The sequence below is a fragment of the Bacillus sp. SLBN-46 genome, assembly GCF_031453555.1.
Lineage (GTDB): Bacteria > Bacillota > Bacilli > Bacillales > Cytobacillaceae > Neobacillus.
Genome location: NZ_JAVIZM010000001.1, coordinates 237,579 through 256,537 on the forward strand (window position 1 = coordinate 237,579; position 18,959 = coordinate 256,537).

At 39.6% G+C, this 18,959-nt stretch carries 18 protein-coding genes; 5 read left to right on the forward strand and 13 right to left on the reverse strand.

Annotated features, from left to right (window positions below):
- Positions 1 to 67: 67 nt before the first annotated feature.
- On the reverse strand, positions 68 to 541 hold the full coding sequence (locus QFZ87_RS01165; RefSeq protein WP_309856749.1) for a SprT family protein: 474 nt from the start codon (positions 539 to 541) through the stop codon (positions 68 to 70).
- 97 nt (positions 542 to 638) lie between these two features.
- On the opposite strand from QFZ87_RS01165, the gene cmpA reads away from it, so the two are divergent.
- Positions 639 to 752 (forward strand): cortex morphogenetic protein CmpA, encoded by a 114-nt coding sequence (cmpA, locus tag QFZ87_RS01170; RefSeq protein WP_007083554.1) that lies wholly within the window; start codon positions 639 to 641, stop codon positions 750 to 752.
- A gap of 181 nt (positions 753 to 933) precedes the next feature.
- On the opposite strand, the gene QFZ87_RS01175 is transcribed toward cmpA, so the two are convergent.
- From QFZ87_RS01175 to acpS, 6 genes are all read right to left on the reverse strand, one after another.
- Complete coding sequence (locus QFZ87_RS01175; RefSeq protein ID WP_309856758.1) at positions 934 to 3,111, reverse strand: Tex family protein; 2,178 nt, start codon at positions 3,109 to 3,111, stop codon at positions 934 to 936.
- A gap of 215 nt (positions 3,112 to 3,326) precedes the next feature.
- Positions 3,327 to 3,677 (reverse strand): type II toxin-antitoxin system endoribonuclease NdoA, encoded by a 351-nt coding sequence (gene ndoA, locus QFZ87_RS01180; protein WP_007083556.1) that lies wholly within the window; start codon positions 3,675 to 3,677, stop codon positions 3,327 to 3,329.
- A gap of 4 nt (positions 3,678 to 3,681) precedes the next feature.
- The gene (locus tag QFZ87_RS01185) at positions 3,682 to 3,963 is read right to left on the reverse strand and encodes a CopG family ribbon-helix-helix protein (protein WP_071354167.1); all 282 of its coding nucleotides are present in this window, start codon (positions 3,961 to 3,963) and stop codon (positions 3,682 to 3,684) included.
- A 178-nt stretch (positions 3,964 to 4,141) separates the two neighbouring features.
- Positions 4,142 to 5,314: an alanine racemase gene (gene alr, locus QFZ87_RS01190; RefSeq protein ID WP_309856766.1), complete on the reverse strand. Its 1,173-nt coding sequence runs from the start codon at positions 5,312 to 5,314 to the stop codon at positions 4,142 to 4,144.
- Between the two features lie 135 nt (positions 5,315 to 5,449).
- Positions 5,450 to 6,463 (reverse strand): LolA family protein, encoded by a 1,014-nt coding sequence (locus QFZ87_RS01195; RefSeq protein ID WP_309856769.1) that lies wholly within the window; start codon positions 6,461 to 6,463, stop codon positions 5,450 to 5,452.
- A 175-nt stretch (positions 6,464 to 6,638) separates the two neighbouring features.
- A complete protein-coding gene (gene acpS / locus QFZ87_RS01200; protein WP_309856772.1) occupies positions 6,639 to 6,986 on the reverse strand; it encodes a holo-ACP synthase in 348 nt (115 codons plus the stop codon).
- Between the two features lie 91 nt (positions 6,987 to 7,077).
- Between acpS and QFZ87_RS01205 the strand changes: the two genes are divergently transcribed.
- Complete coding sequence (locus QFZ87_RS01205; RefSeq protein ID WP_309856775.1) at positions 7,078 to 7,806, forward strand: rhomboid family intramembrane serine protease; 729 nt, start codon at positions 7,078 to 7,080, stop codon at positions 7,804 to 7,806.
- A gap of 365 nt (positions 7,807 to 8,171) precedes the next feature.
- Here the strand turns inward: QFZ87_RS01205 and uvsE are convergent, their stop codons facing one another.
- The 5 genes from uvsE to QFZ87_RS01230 all read right to left on the reverse strand — a co-directional run bounded on the left by uvsE (position 8,172) and on the right by QFZ87_RS01230 (position 14,218).
- The gene (uvsE, locus tag QFZ87_RS01210) at positions 8,172 to 9,137 is read right to left on the reverse strand and encodes a UV DNA damage repair endonuclease UvsE (protein WP_309856778.1); all 966 of its coding nucleotides are present in this window, start codon (positions 9,135 to 9,137) and stop codon (positions 8,172 to 8,174) included.
- A gap of 96 nt (positions 9,138 to 9,233) precedes the next feature.
- Positions 9,234 to 10,724, reverse strand: a complete 1,491-nt coding sequence (gene cshA / locus QFZ87_RS01215; RefSeq protein WP_309856781.1) for a degradosome RNA helicase CshA — start codon at positions 10,722 to 10,724, stop codon at positions 9,234 to 9,236.
- Positions 10,725 to 10,954: 230 nt separating this feature from the next.
- The gene (locus QFZ87_RS01220; RefSeq protein ID WP_309856783.1) at positions 10,955 to 11,644 is read right to left on the reverse strand and encodes an alpha/beta hydrolase; all 690 of its coding nucleotides are present in this window, start codon (positions 11,642 to 11,644) and stop codon (positions 10,955 to 10,957) included.
- A 39-nt stretch (positions 11,645 to 11,683) separates the two neighbouring features.
- The gene (locus QFZ87_RS01225) at positions 11,684 to 13,060 is read right to left on the reverse strand and encodes a UDP-N-acetylmuramoyl-tripeptide--D-alanyl-D-alanine ligase (protein ID WP_309856786.1); all 1,377 of its coding nucleotides are present in this window, start codon (positions 13,058 to 13,060) and stop codon (positions 11,684 to 11,686) included.
- 75 nt (positions 13,061 to 13,135) lie between these two features.
- Positions 13,136 to 14,218 carry a D-alanine--D-alanine ligase gene (locus QFZ87_RS01230; RefSeq protein ID WP_309856788.1) on the reverse strand — a complete coding sequence of 361 codons (1,083 nt, stop codon included), beginning with the start codon at positions 14,216 to 14,218 and terminating at the stop codon, positions 13,136 to 13,138.
- Between the two features lie 226 nt (positions 14,219 to 14,444).
- Here QFZ87_RS01230 and QFZ87_RS01235 point away from each other — a divergent pair, with 226 nt between their 5' ends.
- On the forward strand, positions 14,445 to 15,107 hold the full coding sequence (locus QFZ87_RS01235) for a sulfite exporter TauE/SafE family protein (RefSeq protein WP_309867570.1): 663 nt from the start codon (positions 14,445 to 14,447) through the stop codon (positions 15,105 to 15,107).
- 50 nt (positions 15,108 to 15,157) lie between these two features.
- Here QFZ87_RS01235 and QFZ87_RS01240 read toward each other — a convergent pair whose 3' ends face one another.
- Positions 15,158 to 15,934 (reverse strand): hypothetical protein, encoded by a 777-nt coding sequence (locus QFZ87_RS01240; protein ID WP_309856791.1) that lies wholly within the window; start codon positions 15,932 to 15,934, stop codon positions 15,158 to 15,160.
- A gap of 275 nt (positions 15,935 to 16,209) precedes the next feature.
- Between QFZ87_RS01240 and mgtE the strand changes: the two genes are divergently transcribed.
- Positions 16,210 to 17,568, forward strand: coding sequence for a magnesium transporter (gene mgtE, locus QFZ87_RS01245; protein WP_309856794.1), 1,359 nt, complete (start codon positions 16,210 to 16,212; stop codon positions 17,566 to 17,568).
- A 141-nt stretch (positions 17,569 to 17,709) separates the two neighbouring features.
- Positions 17,710 to 18,888 (forward strand): FtsW/RodA/SpoVE family cell cycle protein, encoded by a 1,179-nt coding sequence (locus QFZ87_RS01250; RefSeq protein WP_309856796.1) that lies wholly within the window; start codon positions 17,710 to 17,712, stop codon positions 18,886 to 18,888.
- Positions 18,889 to 18,959 lie beyond the last annotated feature (71 nt).

Below are 18,959 nucleotides of genomic sequence, written 5' to 3' on the forward strand. Positions count from 1 at the left end.
TTATAATGACGGTTCAACAGAAAGTCAACATAGTTTTTGGATAAAATTTAATTACAGATTTTTCACTCTAGCCTACTATTATTTCCTTAGCTTTCACAAGCTTTCCTCGGCATTTGCCGCATACATATCTGCTGGTATTGATACTTCTTTTTCTTGTATAGGTGATCTGGCATTTGGAGCACTGGTATATTAGGAGTTTTTTCGCTGAACGTTTTACCTTTTTATCCGGGAGCTGAGAACAGAATCGAGGAGCATTTGTTTTTTTCAACAAAGCCTTAAAGTCTGCATCTTTATGCTGATAACCTTTCCCCTCAAGATGTAGATGATAATGACAAAGCTCGTGTTTAATTATGCCGATTAGTTCATCTTCCCCTAACTGCTCTAAGTATTTTCTATTGATCTCTATATTATGTGTCCCGAGTAGATATCTTCCTCCTGTAGAACGTAATCTCGGATTAAAGGTCGCCTGGTGACAAAAAGGTTTTCCAAATGACTCATAAGAAATCTTTTCGACTAATATTTGCAATTCCTGCTCGGTCATTTTACCTTTCACCCCTTTTATCGCGAACGTGACAACCTATTATAGCATATATTGTTTATACCATTAATGGTGACGAACTTTTCGGGAGGTTTTCATTATGCCAACTTGGTTGCAAAACCAAATGAAAAGGGCTTTCTATGAGAAGGACCGCTACCAGATCAAACTATTAAACCAGTGCTGGTTTTTTTACAGAAAAAAACACTGCTCATAAGAAATGCGCAAGCGCCTTGGTCAGCCCCGACAGGCAAATGTTCTTCGGCAAGAAAAGTCGCTCTTTGACTTTTATTGCCGAAGGTTATTTGACCCGAGGGGCTAGGCGCTGGAGCTGGACAATTCTCGAAGTCGAGTTTATCCTTTCTTATTATATAAAAAAGCAGTGTTTCCTTTTTTCATTATTGTTTTGACGGTGGCAGCATCGTTAACGCGACCCTGCCCTTTTTCATATCAACTGAATCCACCCACACGGTTACTACATCTCCAACAGAAACAATATCCAGCGGATGCTTGACAAAGCGGTTACTCAGCTTAGATATGTGAACAAGACCATCCTGTTTCACGCCGATATCTACAAACGCACCAAAATCAACGACATTTCGAACTGTCCCCTGAAGCTCCATTCCCGCCTTCAAGTCTTCGAGCTTTAAAACGTCTTTCTTCAGTAGTGGTCTTGGTAAATCATCGCGCGGATCACGTTCCGGTCTGACTAAAGCATCAATAATATCCTTTAAGGTTAACTCACCAATCGTTAACTCTTCAGAAACAGACTTTAGATCAAGTCCGCTTAGTGCGACTTTTAATGCTTCCGTTCCTAAGTCATCCGTTGTAAAACCTAACTTTGCTAATAACTTCTTAACCTCATCATAGTTCTCCGGATGAATGCCCGTGCGGTCTAGTGGCTGCTTCCCGTCTAATACCCGTAAGAAGCCAATCGCTTGCTCATAAGTTTTCGCACCTAAACGAGGGACTTTCTTTAATTGAACCCTGCTGGTGAATTTCCCTTCCTCTTCACGCTTCTTAACAATGTTGTTTGCAGCTGTTTTATTAAGACCTGCTACATACTGTAGCAAGGAGGAAGAAGCAGTATTTACATTTACACCTACACGGTTAACTGCTGTCTCAACGACAAAATGGAGTGATTCGGATAAACGTTTTTGCGTTACGTCATGCTGGTACTGACCAACACCCACTGATTTCGGGTCAATCTTCACCAACTCAGCAAGCGGATCCTGCAAACGTCTTGCAATAGAAACAGCACTTCTTTCTTCAACCTGGAAATTAGGAAACTCTTCTCTAGCAATGTCAGAGGCAGAGTACACGCTAGCACCCGCTTCATTCACAATTAAATAAAAGATTTCCTCATTCATTTCTTTTAAGATATCCGCAACAAACTGTTCCGTTTCCCTTGAAGCTGTTCCATTTCCGATTGCAGCCATTTCCACCTTATACTCGCGAAGAATAGAAATAAACTTTTCACGCGCTTCTTTTGATTTCGAAACCGGTGGATGCGGATAAATCACATCAATCTTTAATACCTTACCCGTTTCATCAACGACTGCTAATTTACAACCTGTCCGGTATGCAGGGTCGACACCAATAACCACTTTTCCTTTTAACGGCGGCTGTAATAACAGATTCCTTAAGTTTTCAGAGAAAATATGTATTGCTTGTTCTTCCCCTTTTTCGGTTAACTCACTACGAATTTCGCGTTCGATCGATGGCTGAATAAGTCTCTTATAACTATCTTCAAGTGCCTCTACTACCACCTGTGCTACTGGTGAGTGTTGATTACGAATCCATTTTCTTGAAAGGTAGGTCAAGATTAACTCGACATTCATTTTGATCGATACCTTCAGGATGTCTTCCTTCTCCCCGCGATTCAAAGCAAGCGTGCGGTGGGGAACAATTTTATTAACGGGTTCTTCATATTCATAGTACATTTCGTACACGTTTTTCTCGTCTTTTTCCGCATCTTTTACAACTGAGGCAACGGTACCCGATTTGAATGTCTCTTTGCGAATCCATTTGCGGCTTTCCGCATCATCTGAAACCATTTCTGCAATGATGTCTTTCGCACCAGCAATTGCCTCTTCAATTGTGAGGACTTGTTTTTCGTTGGATAAGAATTCCTTTGCTTTTACTTCGATACTCTCTTTTGGAAAAGTCATCAACCACTCCGCAAAAGGCTCTAATCCTTTTTCTTTCGCAACAGTCGCTTTTGTCCGTCTCTTTTGTTTATACGGGCGGTATAAATCTTCCACTTCTTGAAGCTTTTCAGCTTTTGTAATAGCTTGATTGAGCTCGTCCGTTAGTTTTCCTTGCTCCCCAATAATTCGAAGGACCTCTTCTTTTCTCTGTTCAAGATTCTGTATGTACTGCCATCTCTCTAAAATATTTCGGATTTGAACTTCATCAAGAGCTCCTGTCATTTCCTTGCGGTAACGAGCGATGAAGGGAACGGTGTTACCTTCTTCAAGTAATGAAATGACACTCTTTACTTGTTTATAAGAAATTGCTTGTTCAGCAGCGATTTTCCCTAGTAATTGTTCATCTTTTACAACCGTATCATTCACAAAACAATCCTCCATTTTCGTATATATGTATCAAGTGTGTTATTGCTTCCCTTACATATTGTACCAAAATCCAGGAAGCGTTTCATCAAAGCTACCAAAAGCAGTTGTTAAAAAAAAGAAAAGCAAGCTGGCGTAGCTTGCTTTAGGCAGAATTATAGTATGAGGTCAGGATATGTATAAAAAAACGCTCTTTTAGTAAAGAGCGTGCTGTAAAACTAAAATTCGATGAGACCTAAACTTACCTGCAAGGCTTCATCCACTTTCTCCATCATTTCGTCATCGAGATGGGTAATTTTATCGGTTAACCGCTGCTTATCAATTGTACGAATCTGCTCTAACAGAATGACCGAATCTCGTTCAAATCCGTAGCGCTTCGCATCAATCTCTACATGAGTAGGAAGCTTAGCTTTTTGAATTTGAGCTGTAATCGCTGCAACAATCACTGTGGGACTAAACCGATTCCCGATGTCGTTTTGGATGACAAGTACTGGTCGGACGCCGCCTTGTTCAGAACCAACAACTGGGGATAGGTCCGCGAAATAAACGTCACCACGCTTGACAATCAAAGGATTATCCTCCGCTTACAAGACGTTCAACTGTGTGTTCTGCCTCATATTCTGCTTGAAATGCTTCTGACGCAATTCTAAGATTAATTTTAGCCATTTCCATGTACCCACGTCTCATAGACTCGCGAATTTGTCTCTTTTTACGTTCGCGTAGATACATTTTTGTTGCCTGGTAGATAAACTCGCTTCGGTTCACATTTTCTTGCTTAACGAAACCATCTAATTCCGTTAAAAGATGTTGCGGTAATTTCACTAAGATTTCCGTAGTTGCGCCGGATTCAGACACAAACATACACCTCCACCATCACTACACACCAATATAATTTATCTGTACCATATTTAATAATAACACTATTCAACTTTAATTCATAGACTAAATATAATTCTACTGTATTATAAGCCAATAAAAGATGCTTTTATGCACAAATTACCGCAATAACATAAATATGCTTGAATTTCTTTATTTAGGCCTGATAATTGTTCAACAAATCATTCTTTAAATCGACAATTTTTCCGCCCTTTTTATAAAGGCGAGGAACTCGATTTGCAATGATACAAGGCACTTCATAGTTGATTGTTTCGAGTTTTTGAGCAATTTCATTCACGGATATGAATTGGTTTTCTTGCTTTCCAATTAGAGTAACCGTAGTTCCAACCGGTACATATTTAGGGAGACGTATCATGCATTGATCCATACAGATTCTGCCGACTATTGGCGAACGTTCACCTGCTACCAGCACTTCCTGTCCTTGTAGCTTACGAAGCCAACCGTCTGCATAACCAATAGGAATCGTCCCAATCCACTCTTCCTCTTCACTTTCATACGTCGCCCCGTAACTCACTTTATCACCTTTTGTCAGTTTTTTTACATGGACAAGCCGTGAATGTAAGGAAAAGGCTTCTTTTATCGGAAAAGGGATTTCTTTTTCCATTTCTAAAGATGGGGTCAGCCCGTACATCGCAATCCCAATTCGAACCGCGTTAAAATTGGCCTTTGGAAACCGTATAGCAGCGGCACTATTACTTGAATGCACGTATTTCGGACGTTTAGGCAAAGACGCAATCATTTTTTCAAATAACGCCAGTTGCTGCTGAAAATAACTTTGATCCAGTTCATCCGCCGTTGCAAAATGAGTATACACGCCTTCTAGCACCAAGCGTTCATCCTCACTGATGAGTTGATGAATAGAGTGTAACTCCTCTACACTTCGGATACCAATTCTCCCCATACCCGTATCTACTTTAATATGAAGAGCCACTGATTGATCGGTTGTCAGATGTTTTTTTGCTTTTTCCAGCCATTCCTCTTGAAAAACTGTAAGGGTGATTGAAAACTTAGCTGCCATATTGATATCTTCTGGCCTCGTCGCTCCTAAAACAAGAATGGGAGCTTCGATCCCTTTATTTCTCAAAGCAATTGCTTCATCCATGAAGGCAACCGCTAAGTAAGATGCACCGGCAGCCAAAGCGGTTTCTGCAACCTGTACATCCCCATGACCATAAGCATTCGCTTTTACCACTGCAATAATTGAAGCCTGTTGAGGCAGATGTTTTTTAACGGATGTGACATTCTCTGAGATACAATCTAGATCGACTTCTACCCATGTATCTCGATAGAAATATCCTTGCTCTTCCATACTTCCACTTCCTAATTGAATTTAACACATTAAATAATTTTATCACAAAAAATAACAGACTGCTTTTCAAGTTACTATATATCAACTTCTACAAAAAGAAAAACAGACCCTTAATGGGCCTGTTTCATTGATTCCTTATTTTACAGCATCACCCTGAACGGATTTTGCTACCTCGATCATTTCATCCTTCGTTAGGTTTTTCGATGCGATCATGTAATCGACACCACCATGTGACCAAGAAATCGAATGATCTGATACCGCTCCAATGGTGAGACCTAAATCCACAATATCGCCTTCAACATTGGTTGGTGTGGTTGACGCTACCTTGGCAGTTACTTTCTCTTGTACAAGTGTAAATGATTTTTTACCGTCATAAGTGAGGACTACTCGTTTTCCATCTTCAATCGCTACTTCTTTTTCACCAATTAACTTGGTACCTTTCAGCTCTAAAGTAGGATATTTCACGCTAAAGGATTTGTCGCCGCCCTCTGCCATTGCCGGCAAATTAAGCTGGGCACGTGTCATATTTTTCTTCATATCGAAATCGTCTTTATCGAAGCTCGCATTAAATTTCACCTTTGAAAACTCAACGGTAACAAGAGCGTTTCGATCTGGATCCATAACCTTTACAACAGCAGGTGATAGATCGCTCTTATTTAGTTTAATTTCTTGGGTTGGAAGCATACTATTATTTTGATAACGAGTTTTTGTTTCAAACACATAAAATTCTTTAGTAGAGGAGAACTTGGCCTCTTTGTCCGCAACAATATCCTTAATTAGTGATTCATATAAATATGCCTGGCTGCTGTTTTGCGGCCAATCACTTTGGAAACGGAAACTTTTATTTAGGGCAGGTGTAAGAACAAATACCCCTTGGTTATTTCTTAAAATCATTTGACTTTGATCTTTTTCGGCATTCTTTAAATTGACGCGATAGAAAGTAGGATCCTTATGCCAGATTTCCACGTTATAAACTTGTGAATCTGTCCCCATTTTCAATGTCATCTTCGCGTTCACTTTGTAGCTCGATAAATCTCCTAATTTACCATTTAACTCTTTCACCACGTCATCTTGTGATTTAGAGCCACAGGCAGCTAGTAAAAAGATGACCATCAGTCCTGTCATGAGCAGCACTAACTTTTTCTTCATTCCTTCAACCCCTTCTTGTCTCATTTCATATGATTATAGAGAAGAGAAAGGCAGGGATCAGGCAAATGACCATAGCTGACCTTGTCTCTCCTATTTCCCTATGAATATATGAGACAACCTTAGGGTTTATGACTAAAGAGGTTGCCAAGCTATTTACTTTTTAAAATAAGCTTACTTACCCCTCAATCACCACTTGTGCCACTGCGTAGTCTCTGCTGTGTGAGATTGATAAATGCGCCTGGACATTTGGTTTTACTATATGCGGCTTTCCGAGTTGATCGCTGATAATTTCAATATCCAGAAAAGATAGGTCCTTTCCAATCCCGGTTCCTACCGCTTTTGAGAATGCCTCCTTGGCTGCAAATCTCCCTGCTAGAAACTCCACCTTGCGCCTTTCTGATAGGGTTTCGAATGTATCCCTTTCACGAGCGGTTAATATCCGATCAATGAGCTTCGTTTGTCTATTCAATATGTCCTGAACCCTTGAAAGTTCAATAATATCAATTCCAATTCCTTTAATCATCGTGCATCATTCCTTCTATTTATATTGTCTTCGGCATAATAGTGTACTAGACAGAAATTAAGGTTATCATGATAGTGAGAGGAGGGTGTTCATGTTTACAAGGACTGAAAACGTACGTGAGTTTATTCGTTTCTATCCCGTTGTTTCAATTATCGTCAGCATTCACTTAGTATTATATCTTTTAACCATCTTACCAATATTCCCAAACTATTGGTTCTTTGAAAATTTTTCGGGAGTCAATCTTTATATTATGGAAGGGCAATTTTGGAGGCTAATTACACCGACTTTTATGCACAATGGTTTCTCTCATATGCTATTTAATAGTTTTTCGCTGGTGCTATTCGGACCTGCACTGGAGCGGATGCTAGGTGGAGGAAGATTTTTACTTGTGTATCTTCTCTCCGGACTAATAGCCAATGTGGCCACACTGCTTCTAGAGCCGTTAACGTATACCCATGTTGGCTCAAGTGGAGCGATTTTTGGACTCTTCGGCTATTATATAGCCATCATTATCTTCCGAAAAAATATGATGACAAAACAAAACTCACAAATTATCATCACACTCAGTGTAGTCAGTTTAATTATGACCTTTCTTCAGCCAAATATTAATATTACGGCGCATCTTTTTGGTTTGCTAGGCGGCTTTTTACTAGGCGCCATTCCTTATTATAATAAAAAAGATCTTTCTGATTCTATTAAAGGAACCGCCAACTGGGCAAACAGCAGAAAGAAAAACCTGTCCTTTCAATCGCCTGTGAAGGTTTTGGTATGGGCCGTCATCATTATTGTTGCCGTACTTGGATTTTGGAGTCAAAAATAACAGGGCTGGTAGATTTATAGGTGGATGGATGAGTTTATTAATCGAATGAAGGACAAAAACCGGCTTCCTTCCTATAATATTGTCCTTCATCCGGCTTATGAAGGACAATATCCAGCTTCATTCCTGTAAAATTGTCCTTCATCCCGCTCATGAAGGACAAAATCCTTCTTCCTTCCCATAATTTTGTCCTTCATCCCTCTTATGAAGGACAAAATCCGGCTTCCTTCCTGTAATATTGTTCTTCATCCCTCTTATGAAGGACAAAAACCGGCTTCCTTCAAATCAAATTGTCCTTCATCCCGCTCATGAAGGACAAAACCCTTCCACATTCCCATAATATTGTCCTTCATTCCAACTTCTCAGGTCTATTCCATCTGAAAACTAGACTGATCGAGCCATTTTAGGCCCTCATACTCCTTTAAATCCTTCACCAATTGAAAAAGCGCAGCATCTTTTTGTTTGGCTTCTATCATGCAGTGAATCTCTGGTACCGTTCCTTTGATTTCTTTTAAAAAATCCATGAACATTTCAGGATTAACATTGTCTGCATGTGCGCGAAATTCCTTTTCGGAACGAGGACTAGAGATATGCATTTTCACCGGTAACGGCGAATGTGCCCAGGTGCTAATAATCCGCTCCCATTCTGACACCCAATCCAAATCTTCAAAATTCGCTAAATGGTGGTGATAATCAAACACCATCGGAACCCCTAACTTTTCACAAAGATATAAAGTATCCTTTACGGTAAAAGTGGTATCGTCATTTTCCAGCATAATCATTTTTTGAGATGAAGGCTTAATGTATGCCCAGTTATGAATAAACAGCTCCAGTGCCTTTTCTTTATCGTCATATCCACCGCCAACGTGGAGAACACATCGGTGTTCGGTATCAATATCCATCCCTCTAAGCAGCGCTTCATGCATCACAAGGGTTTTTAATGAATTTTTTAAAATTTCCTTATCAGGCGAATTCAAAACGACAAAATGGTCGGGATGAAAATCGATCCTCATGTTCTTTTCTTTACTATAACTGCCCAAATTTCCGAGCACCTCTTTTAAGGGCTCCATGTAGTTCCAATCTAATAACTCTCCATGATTCGCAAGCGGAATCAACCGCGAGCTTAAGCGAAAAAAGTGAATTTCGTTGGCCGCATTATGTTTTAATAACCGCAAACAATTTTCTATGTTTGAGATCGCAATTCTTTCTAGTTTTCGAATGCCAGCCTCTCGGTCTTTAATCCGGCTGAATTGCGCAAAGGTCATCGTTTGAGAGGGGGAAGCATTAGCTACCTCTACGCTCATTGCTACATAGCCAAGACGAACAATTGTCATACAATCACTCCATCGTAAGGGATATTATTACTATTCCCCTTTTGGACATAGAAAAAAGCATGAACATAAAGTCCATGCTTTCTTATTGTTTATGATTTACCGTTCTTGAAACGATCTTGGCTTAGATGGCTTGCCACCCGTTCTTTTTTCACCGCTTCTTGGTTTTACCGGTGCCTTTTTTCTGTTGCGATCGCCACCACCATAAGATCCTCTAGAATCATCTCTTCTTTTACGGTCACGATCATTGTAAGACTTTCTTTCTCTTTTTTGTGGAAGCTGTTCTTCTGTTAGCTTAATCGGTGTCGTATCAGGTTCCTTCGTAAGCATCTTAAGGACAGCAGCAATAACTGTTGATGCATCATTCTCTTCAAGCAACTCTTGTGCTGCTGCTTTATAATAATGCAAGTTATTTGATTCAATCGTCTGAACGATTTTTTCAACCACTGCTTTTTGTTGCCCTTCTAACGCTTCATCAAGCGTAGGAGCCTTCATTTTTTCCATCTTGCGTTTCGTTGTCTTCTCAACAACTGCAAGATAAGATTTTTCACGCGGTGTAATGAATGTTAATGCGATACCCTTTTTACCAGCACGACCAGTACGTCCAATACGGTGAACATAGCTTTCTGGATCCTGTGGAATATCAAAGTTGTATACATGAGTCACACCAGAAATATCAAGACCCCTTGCAGCTACGTCTGTTGCTACAAGCACATCAATTGTTCCTTCTTTAAACTTACGAAGAACAGATAGACGTTTTGCCTGGCTTAAGTCACCATGAATACCTTCTGCTGTATATCCTCTTAATGTTAATGCTTCTGATAACTCATCCACACGGCGTTTTGTACGACCAAATACAATGGCCAATTCTGGTGATTGAATATCAAGAAGTCTTGTTAACACATCGAATTTATTTCTTTCAATTACTTCAAGATAATATTGTTCGATAGAAGGAACAGTCATTTCTTTCGTTTTAACACGCACAATTTGCGGGTTCTTCATGAACTTTTCTGCCATTCTTTGAATCGGTCCTGGCATTGTCGCAGAGAAAAGCAATGTTTGGCGCTCTTCTGGAGTTGCAGCAAGAATGGATTCAATATCTTCAATGAATCCCATGTTTAGCATTTCATCTGCTTCATCAAGAATCACAGTATTTACTGTATCTAAGCGCATTGTTTTTCTGTTAATATGGTCTAACACACGTCCAGGGGTACCAACAATGATATGAGGCGCTTTTTTAAGTGAACGGATTTGGCGGCTGATATCCTGACCTCCGTAAATAGGTAGGACACGAACTCTTTTACCCGATCCAATTTTATAAAGCTCTTCTGAAACTTGAATCGCTAATTCACGGGTTGGTGCAATGATAATCCCTTGAATAGCATCCATTTTTGTATCAACTTTTTCCACCAATGGAATTCCAAATGCAGCTGTTTTACCAGTTCCTGTTTGAGCTTGACCGATCAAATCCTTATTTTCTAAGCTCAATGGAATCGTTTCTGACTGGATTGGTGTTGCCTCCTCAAAACCCATTTTGAGAACAGCTTTTAAAGTAGCCTGGCTTAGGCCTAATTCTTCAAACTTTGTCAATGTTTTCATTCTCCTTCATCTATTTGAAAATATTTATAGTACTGAATATTTTCGTCCGATACGCATCAAAATGCCGTAGTAATCAGGTAACATCTTTATTTTACCAAAAAAAAGACATTCTCCAAAGGAGTATGCCCTTTTTGCTCGTTCTTTAGACACGTTGATGATTATCATACCACTCTTACTAGTATTTTGCAATAAAGACACATTGCTTACTATTTCCAACAGTCTTATTGCTCCATCAAAAAGTCTAACACTTGATTAAACAGGGCACCACGTTCTTCACAATGGCAGATATGATGTTTCGATTGCTTAATATAGGTGAGTTTTTTATGTTTCGCACCTATGGTTTGATATAAATATTCAGCACTTTTGAGCGGCACAATCCCGTCACACTCACCCTGTGCAATCAACGTTGGGACTTCCACTTGTTTTAAAAGAGGTTTAATAAAAGCAACAAGTTGGCGGAATTGCAGAGTAGCCGCTAAAGGTGTTTCTGTTATTTTTCTTTTATATCGGTGAAATAATTCATTCTCTTTTAAGTTTCCTTTGAAAGCGTCAATTAGGGTCAGCTTGATATCAGCAACCAGCTGCCTTGGATTCATATAATAGGCAGCTGCGCTAAGGAGGATTAACTTGTTAACTGGATAATTGGCAGCAAGATAACTGGCGATCATCCCGCCCATTGAAAAACCCACCACATATACCTCATCACAGGTTTCGATGAGTTTTTTCAACTCTGTCTCTGCATGGTTAATCCACTCCTGGTAATGAACGCCTTTTAATGAACTTGTTTCACCATGTCCTGGTAAAGTGGGAACACGAAAGTCCCAATCCGTATGTTCCTGTAAAAATTCAACTAAGGGTTCTACCTCATAGGGAGCACCAGTAAAGCCATGAATACATAAACAGCCAATCATCCAGTTTCACCTGCCAAACACTCCAAATTTTCCCGTCCCTTATCTTTGTAACGCGGTGACAATTTCCTCCATCTTCATCCCGCGTGATGCCTTTACAAGGATTAACGTCTGTTCATTCACATGCTTTTTTAATTCTTCAATGAGTTCAGTTTTATCACGGAAAGCAAAAACACGCTGCTCCCCTAAAATCTTCCTTGCCCCCTTAGCAATATGTTCCCCTAGCGGACCAAAAGTAAAAAGAATATCCGTTTTTTCTGCATCCAGGCTTTCACCAATTTGCAAGTGGTATTGCTCTTCTTGAGGTCCAAGCTCGAGCATATCACCAAGAACAAGGATTTTTCGATCATACCCTTGGAGATTTGACACTAGTTCGATCGCCGCCATCATGGAAGTAGGACTCGCATTATAAGCATCGTTAATTATTTTTTCCCCACGTTTGCCCTCAACTAGCTCCATACGCATATTCGTTAGTTTAATTCCTGATAAGCCAGCCTTCATTTTTTCATATGGAATGGAAAAATAGTGGGCAATGTGCATAGCTGCTAATGCATTTAAAATATTATGAGTTCCTAACACCGGAAGTTCAAAGCTTTCCGTAGAGGCATTCATTTTAAAACGGTTTCCTTGAGCCATTTGGGTAATTTCTGTTGGATATAAGTCATTTGTTTCATTTCGGCCAAAGGTTTTTACTTGAACTTTGCCTTTATATCGTTTAATCCGCTCCATTAAAAGCGGCTCATCTCCATGGAGAACAGCCAGCCCACCATCCTGAAGTCCTTGTAGAATTTCTAATTTTGCTTCTGCTATCCCTTCACGAGAACCAAGGTCCAAAAGATGGGATTCACCAATATTCGTGATCACAACCGCATCCGGGCATGCAAGCTTGGTTAGGAACTCAATTTCTCCTCTTCCGCTCATCCCCATTTCAAGTACAGCCACTTCTGTGTCCTCATGCAAACCTAACACCGTTAACGGAAGACCAATATGGTTGTTATAGTTACCTTCTGTTTTTTGTACTTTATATTGTGTCGATAATAGACTTGTTGTCATATCTTTAGTCGTAGTTTTACCGTTACTTCCAGTAATTCCAACCACTTTAACAGGCAACTGTTTCCGATAATTCCGGGCCAATTCCTGGAGTGCAGTGAGACAGTCGTCCACAATGAGAATAGGCAGGTTTTCCGGTGGATTAGGAACATCCTTCTGCCAAAGGGCCGCAGCCGCTCCCTTTTGAATCGATTCCACAACATATTTATGCCCATCCACTCGTTCACCTTTAAATGGGACAAATAGATTTCCCGCCTCTATTTTCCGAGAATCAATGGTCACACCGCTTATCACAAGTTCTGAGAACGAGCTACTATCATTTTTAGCTGAAACCATCTCAGAAATCTGTTTTAAAGTCCGCTTGATCATTTAATACCCCTCCTTCCAATTATTAAACAGAAACGGACACGGCACTACAGCCGTGTCTCCGTTGTCTTTTCTTCACTAGAATGTATATTTTATGTTTTGTTTTTCTGTATGTCTTTCGATTGCCAGTTGAACAAGACGCTCGATTAATTGCGGATACTCAAGACCTGTATGCTTCCATAAAAGCGGGAACATGCTAAACGGAGTAAAGCCAGGCATCGTGTTCACTTCATTGATTAATAATTTACCCTCTTTTGTTAAAAAGAAATCAGCCCGAACAAGTCCGGAGCAATCTAATGCTTTAAATGCTTGAACCGCCATTTCTTTCAACTCAAGGTATTCCTCTTCTGTGATATCAGCAGGGATAATTAATGCTGTATCCCCATCTTCATATTTCGCTTTGTAATCATAAAAATCTTTTTTCGGAACAATTTCTCCAGCAACAGAGCATTCTGGGGCATCGTTTCCTAGTACAGCAATCTCAATTTCACGGGCAACTACTCCCTCTTCAATAATGACTTTACGGTCAAATTGAAAAGCCTCCGCAAAAGCTGCCGCTAATTCCGTGCGATTGGTACATTTGCTAATCCCTACACTTGAGCCTAAATTCGCAGGCTTGACAAAACATGGATAACCTAGTTCTGCCTCCACCTTGCTATATGCATCGTCTGCTCCTTTTTCCCATTCGCTTTTAATAAAAGCAACATAGTTTACTTGTGCGAGACCTGCTTGTGCAAAGACATTTTTCATCATTACTTTATCCATTCCTGCGGCTGAGGCTAGGACACCATTTCCTACATAGGGTAGGTTTAGTAATTCTAATAATCCTTGAACGGTTCCGTCCTCACCATTTGGTCCGTGAAGCAATGGGAAAATCACATCAAGCGGTGCAGCTGCTACCTGCGGATCCGCTTGGAATAGCGCTGGTGCTAACGATAGGGGGGATAATTGGTTTCCCTGTGAAAACGCAAGTGCTTGCACGTTCTCTACCGGCTCACTGAGTTGAGGTCCTTTAACCCATTGGCCCTCGACATTTATGTAAATAGGATGAATTTCAAATTTTTCAAGATCTAATGCTTTTATAACAGCAAGAGCTGTCTGTAAGGATACTTGATGCTCGGCGGATTTTCCTCCGTATAATAACCCTAGTTTTGTCTTCATACCAAAACCTCCATATTCTCTTTCACGGTTTTATTTTAACATTTTATTAATTAAGAAAGGAAATGTAGTCATCCTATTTAGTAATGTTTTTTTCTACTGATTATTGTATGTTTCCAATAGCTTGCTTAAAAACAATCTATTGGTAATTTGTCACTATTTCACGCCATTTGCGCTTGTATTTCCTGTTATGATAATTTTGACAAACCATACGGGGGCGACACATGTGATAACCGGTTCATTATTATCTATTTTATTATTAGGCTTTGTACTCGGAATCAAGCATGCCATTGAGCCTGATCATGTCATTGCAGTTTCCACTATTGTTAGTGAATCCAAAAATATTAAACGATCACTTTTTGCCGGCGTGTATTGGGGGATCGGGCATACCGCCACGTTGTTTATAGTGGGTATGTTCTTACTTTTGGCGAAAAATACAATCAACGATACGGTTGCCATGAACCTCGAGTTTCTTGTTGGAATCATGCTGGTTACCTTAGGTTTTAACAGTTTATTAACCCTCATTATACATCGACACCATCATACATATACACCATCAGAACACAACAGAAAAACACGCTCAAATGTAAAGTCTTTTTTTATTGGACTTGTTCATGGTCTCGCCGGGAGTGCGGCCATGGTTCTTTTAACCATGAGTACGGTATCAACAGCTTGGCAGGGCGCCCTATATATCCTTATATTTGGTGCAGGTACCGTTGCTGGTATGCTTAGCTTCTCTACCGTAATCGGCCTCCCTTTTGTGCTAACCTCTGGTAAACAAGTGAATCGCTACTTAAACAACATAACGGGAATTATCAGCATATTATTTGGACTTTACTATATGTATAACTTAGGTGTGAACGAAGGATTATTTTCCATTTGGTTTTCATAAGAAACCCATCGTGTTTAAAAGCATAGGCTGACTCACAAGGAGCCAGCCTTCTATATTACATTCAATTTCCACTCTTTTGTCTTTTTATCAAAGATCAGCTTGGCATGGTATGGTTTATTTGATAGATTTTCATATTCCTCATACATGTCATCCATATTCGCGAAATCACCAATAACCCAGATTGGAATTTCCAAACGTCCGCGTTGATGATCGGCATCTCGTAAAGAAATACAGATTCCTTCCTTTATGAACGGGGTTAATGAGAGCAGAATTTCTTTATTCACCGGTGGATAGACCCGTTTCTTTCGAATACCAAGAATGGACTTTTCTTTCTTCAGCTCGCCTACCTTGCCAGCAACCACTTCACTAAGTAAATGGAAAAAATCCTTAAAGCTTCGGTAATAAATTTTGTTAAACCAGCCATCATCATGCGCTAAATAAACAAAACGATTCCCTAACTTATTATAAAAAGGCAGCTTTAAATGATGTTTTTGATGGCCAAGATACAATAATTCAGCCAACTCCTGCCCTGATAGTTCATTTAAGACCTCTTCTTCAATAAAATCAATCCAACAAAAGTCCCCATAACTGTATACATCTTCGCCAGCTAATTTATTTATTCTATCTTCCGGACAATATTCGAGTAGTGTATGCATATTAAAATCAGCATCATCAAAGCGGTGCTTTAATAAAAGCAGATGATTTAATGAGCCAGAAAAAGAAGCAGCAAATTCATCGAATTCAATACCGTAGGACATAACATACTGGTCTGTTTGGTTTAAATGGACATAGATGAGATCCCGTATGTCTTGATGATGCTTCTTCAAAGCCAAACTCCTCCGATCAAACACATGTAATTTATGTCTTAAAGAAAATTGCTATACCATTTTTCATACTTACTTATTTTATCAAATAATAGGTCAAATAGCTTATTTCAATTCTTTTACAAATAATATTTTTGAATAACACCTATTTTGCTTTTTCAGAATTACACATACTAGTTTATAGCACTTCTTATTATTATCTCAGTTTCCCTTTTATTTAATTGATTTATTTTATGAAAATCATCAATACCGCACCTGAGGAAAGGAGTGTGGCCGGCGTGATTAAAGATATGACTCAAGATGAAATTAATCTTTATATCATAAAAACGTTAAAAGAAAACAAAAAAGCTGAGTTTGAATCTATTATAGAAGAACTTCAGCCTTATGATGTGGCAAAGATCTATGAGGAATTACCCGAGAAGCATAAAGCTCGATTTCTCCTCTTTTTAAAATTTGACCTCTTGGCAGACTTAATGGAGGAGTTACCGAAAACGGAACAGCTGGATTTATTAAATAAGCTTGGGATTGAAAAATCCAGTAAAGTTCTCGACTTAATGGATAATGACGATTTGGCCCTATTATTAGACGAATTATCACCTGAAAAAAAGGATGATCTGTTATCAGGGATGAAAGCGGAAGAGTCGAATGCCGTTAAAGGCATTATGAATTACCCACCGGAAACTGCTGGGCGGACCATGACCAACCGCTTTGTATGGATTCGTGACTATTTTACTGTTAAAGAAGCAGTTGAAAAGTTTAAGGTCTTTGCGGAGTTTGCCGAATCAATTAACTATCTCTATGTCATAGACGAGACACGAAAACTCGTAGGTGTTGTTTCCTATCGAGATCTCCTGTTGGCCGAGCCTGAAGAGAAAATACGAACAATTATGTATGAACGAGTTATTTCTGTCACAGTGACGACCGACCAAGAAGTGGTTGCCCGGATGGCAGAACGATATGACTTCTTAGCCATCCCCGTTGTCGATGAAAGCGATGTTCTTGTCGGGATTGTCACTGTCGATGACATTATCGACATTGTCATCAAAGAAGCGAATGAAGATATTGAAAAATTATCAGCCACAGGAAAATCCATTGATTTTGAGACAAAAATGTTAGTGGCGGCCGCGCGGCGGTTACCATGGTTGATTTTGCTATTGTTTATTGGACTTATTTCAGGCAGGATTATCAGCAGTTTTGAGAATACCTTGCAGCAAGTTGTGGCCCTTGCCTTTTTCATGCCCATGATTGCGGGGATGACAGGGAATACAGGCACTCAGTCCCTTGCGGTCGTCGTGAGGGGGTTAATTTCACATGATATTGACCGCGGTGTGATTACCCGTCTTATTATAAGAGAACTCGGGGTCGGCATTACGATCGGGGTTACCTGTGCCATCCTGATCTCGATTATCGCTTATGTTTGGCAGGGAAATCTAATTTTAGGCGCGGTGGTCGGTTGCTCCCTCTTCTTCACTCTTATCATTGGAACACTTGCAGGGACTATTATTCCCCTTATTCTTTATCGTCTCAAGATTGACCCTGCGGTGGCATCAGGCCCGTTGATTACCACCTTAAACGACATCTTTTCCTTGCTTACCTACTTCGGTATTGCGACCATGTTTTTAAAGCACCTTATGTAGTTTATGAAAAATAGAAACATTTTTCTAAATCAAACGTCATTTATTATAAGAGTTGTCATATTTCCCCTAATTAGTATTGTGGGATAATCCCTAGGTTGCTTGCATAAAGTTAATAATTATTAGGAAAAATTGGGTGTTGCAATGATGAAAAAAGCCGATCGATTTGACTGGACATTAACATTATTACTTTTTCTCTTCTTTCTTGTCAGCTGTGCGGCCATCTACAGTGCACAAGCTTCAGAGCAATATGGAGAAAAGGACTTCTTAGTCATGCAAGTATTTTGGTATGTGGTCGGAGCCGCCATTATATCTGTTAGCATCTTTATTGATGCCTATCAGTACAAGCGGCTTTCTTGGTATTTATATGGATTGGGTTTATTGTTACTCCTTGCGGTATACGTTGCCCCTGAGTCTATTGCACCCGTCAGAAACGGCGCAAAGAGCTGGTTCATTATTAAGGGCATAGGGTCTATTCAACCGTCCGAGTTTGTTAAGATTTTCTTGATTTTGGCCTTAAGTCGTTTAACAACCAGCCACCAAGATAAATACATAGATAAATCATTGAAAACCGACTTTTTCTTATTGCTAAAATTAGGTATAACCACTGCCGCTCCACTCGGATTAATTATGATGCAACCAGACCTCGGAACTGGTCTTGTGATTCTTTCCATTTTAACAGGCTTTATCCTTGTTTCAGGTATCACATGGAAAATCATTATTCCTATTTATAGTGCTGGAATTTCCACCGGCGCCCTGATTTTCTATCTTGTATTACAAAAACCTGAACTACTTGAAAAATACCTCCATGTAAAGACCTATCAATTCAATCGAATTTACACCTGGCTTGACCCAACCAATCATTCATCAGGATCAAGCTATCATCTTTTAAAATCATTAAGTGCAATCGGATCAGGTTTAATTACTGGTAAAGGCTTTACCCATCGAGAGGTATATATTCCTGAAGCACATACTGATTTTATTTTCAGTGTGATTGGCGAGGAGTATGGCTTTGTCGGCGGAAGCGTCGTCATTGGTCTTTTCTTTCTATTAATTTATCATTTAATTAAAACCTCCCTTGAAACCAATGACCCTTTTAACACGTATATATGTACAGGAATTATTAGCGTGATAACCTTTCATGTATTTCAAAATATCGGAATGACCATCCAAGTCCTGCCGATTACGGGCATTCCGCTGCCATTTATCAGTTACGGAGGCAGCTCCCTCATGGGTAATATGTTTGCAATGGGCCTTGTTTACAGCATCCGTTATCATCATAAATCCTACTTATTTTCTTCAAGTAAATCATTAAGTAGTTAACCTAATTTATTTCTTAATGAGACAATCTAAGATAAAATAAGATAATAGACAAAATACTTTTTACATAAGCG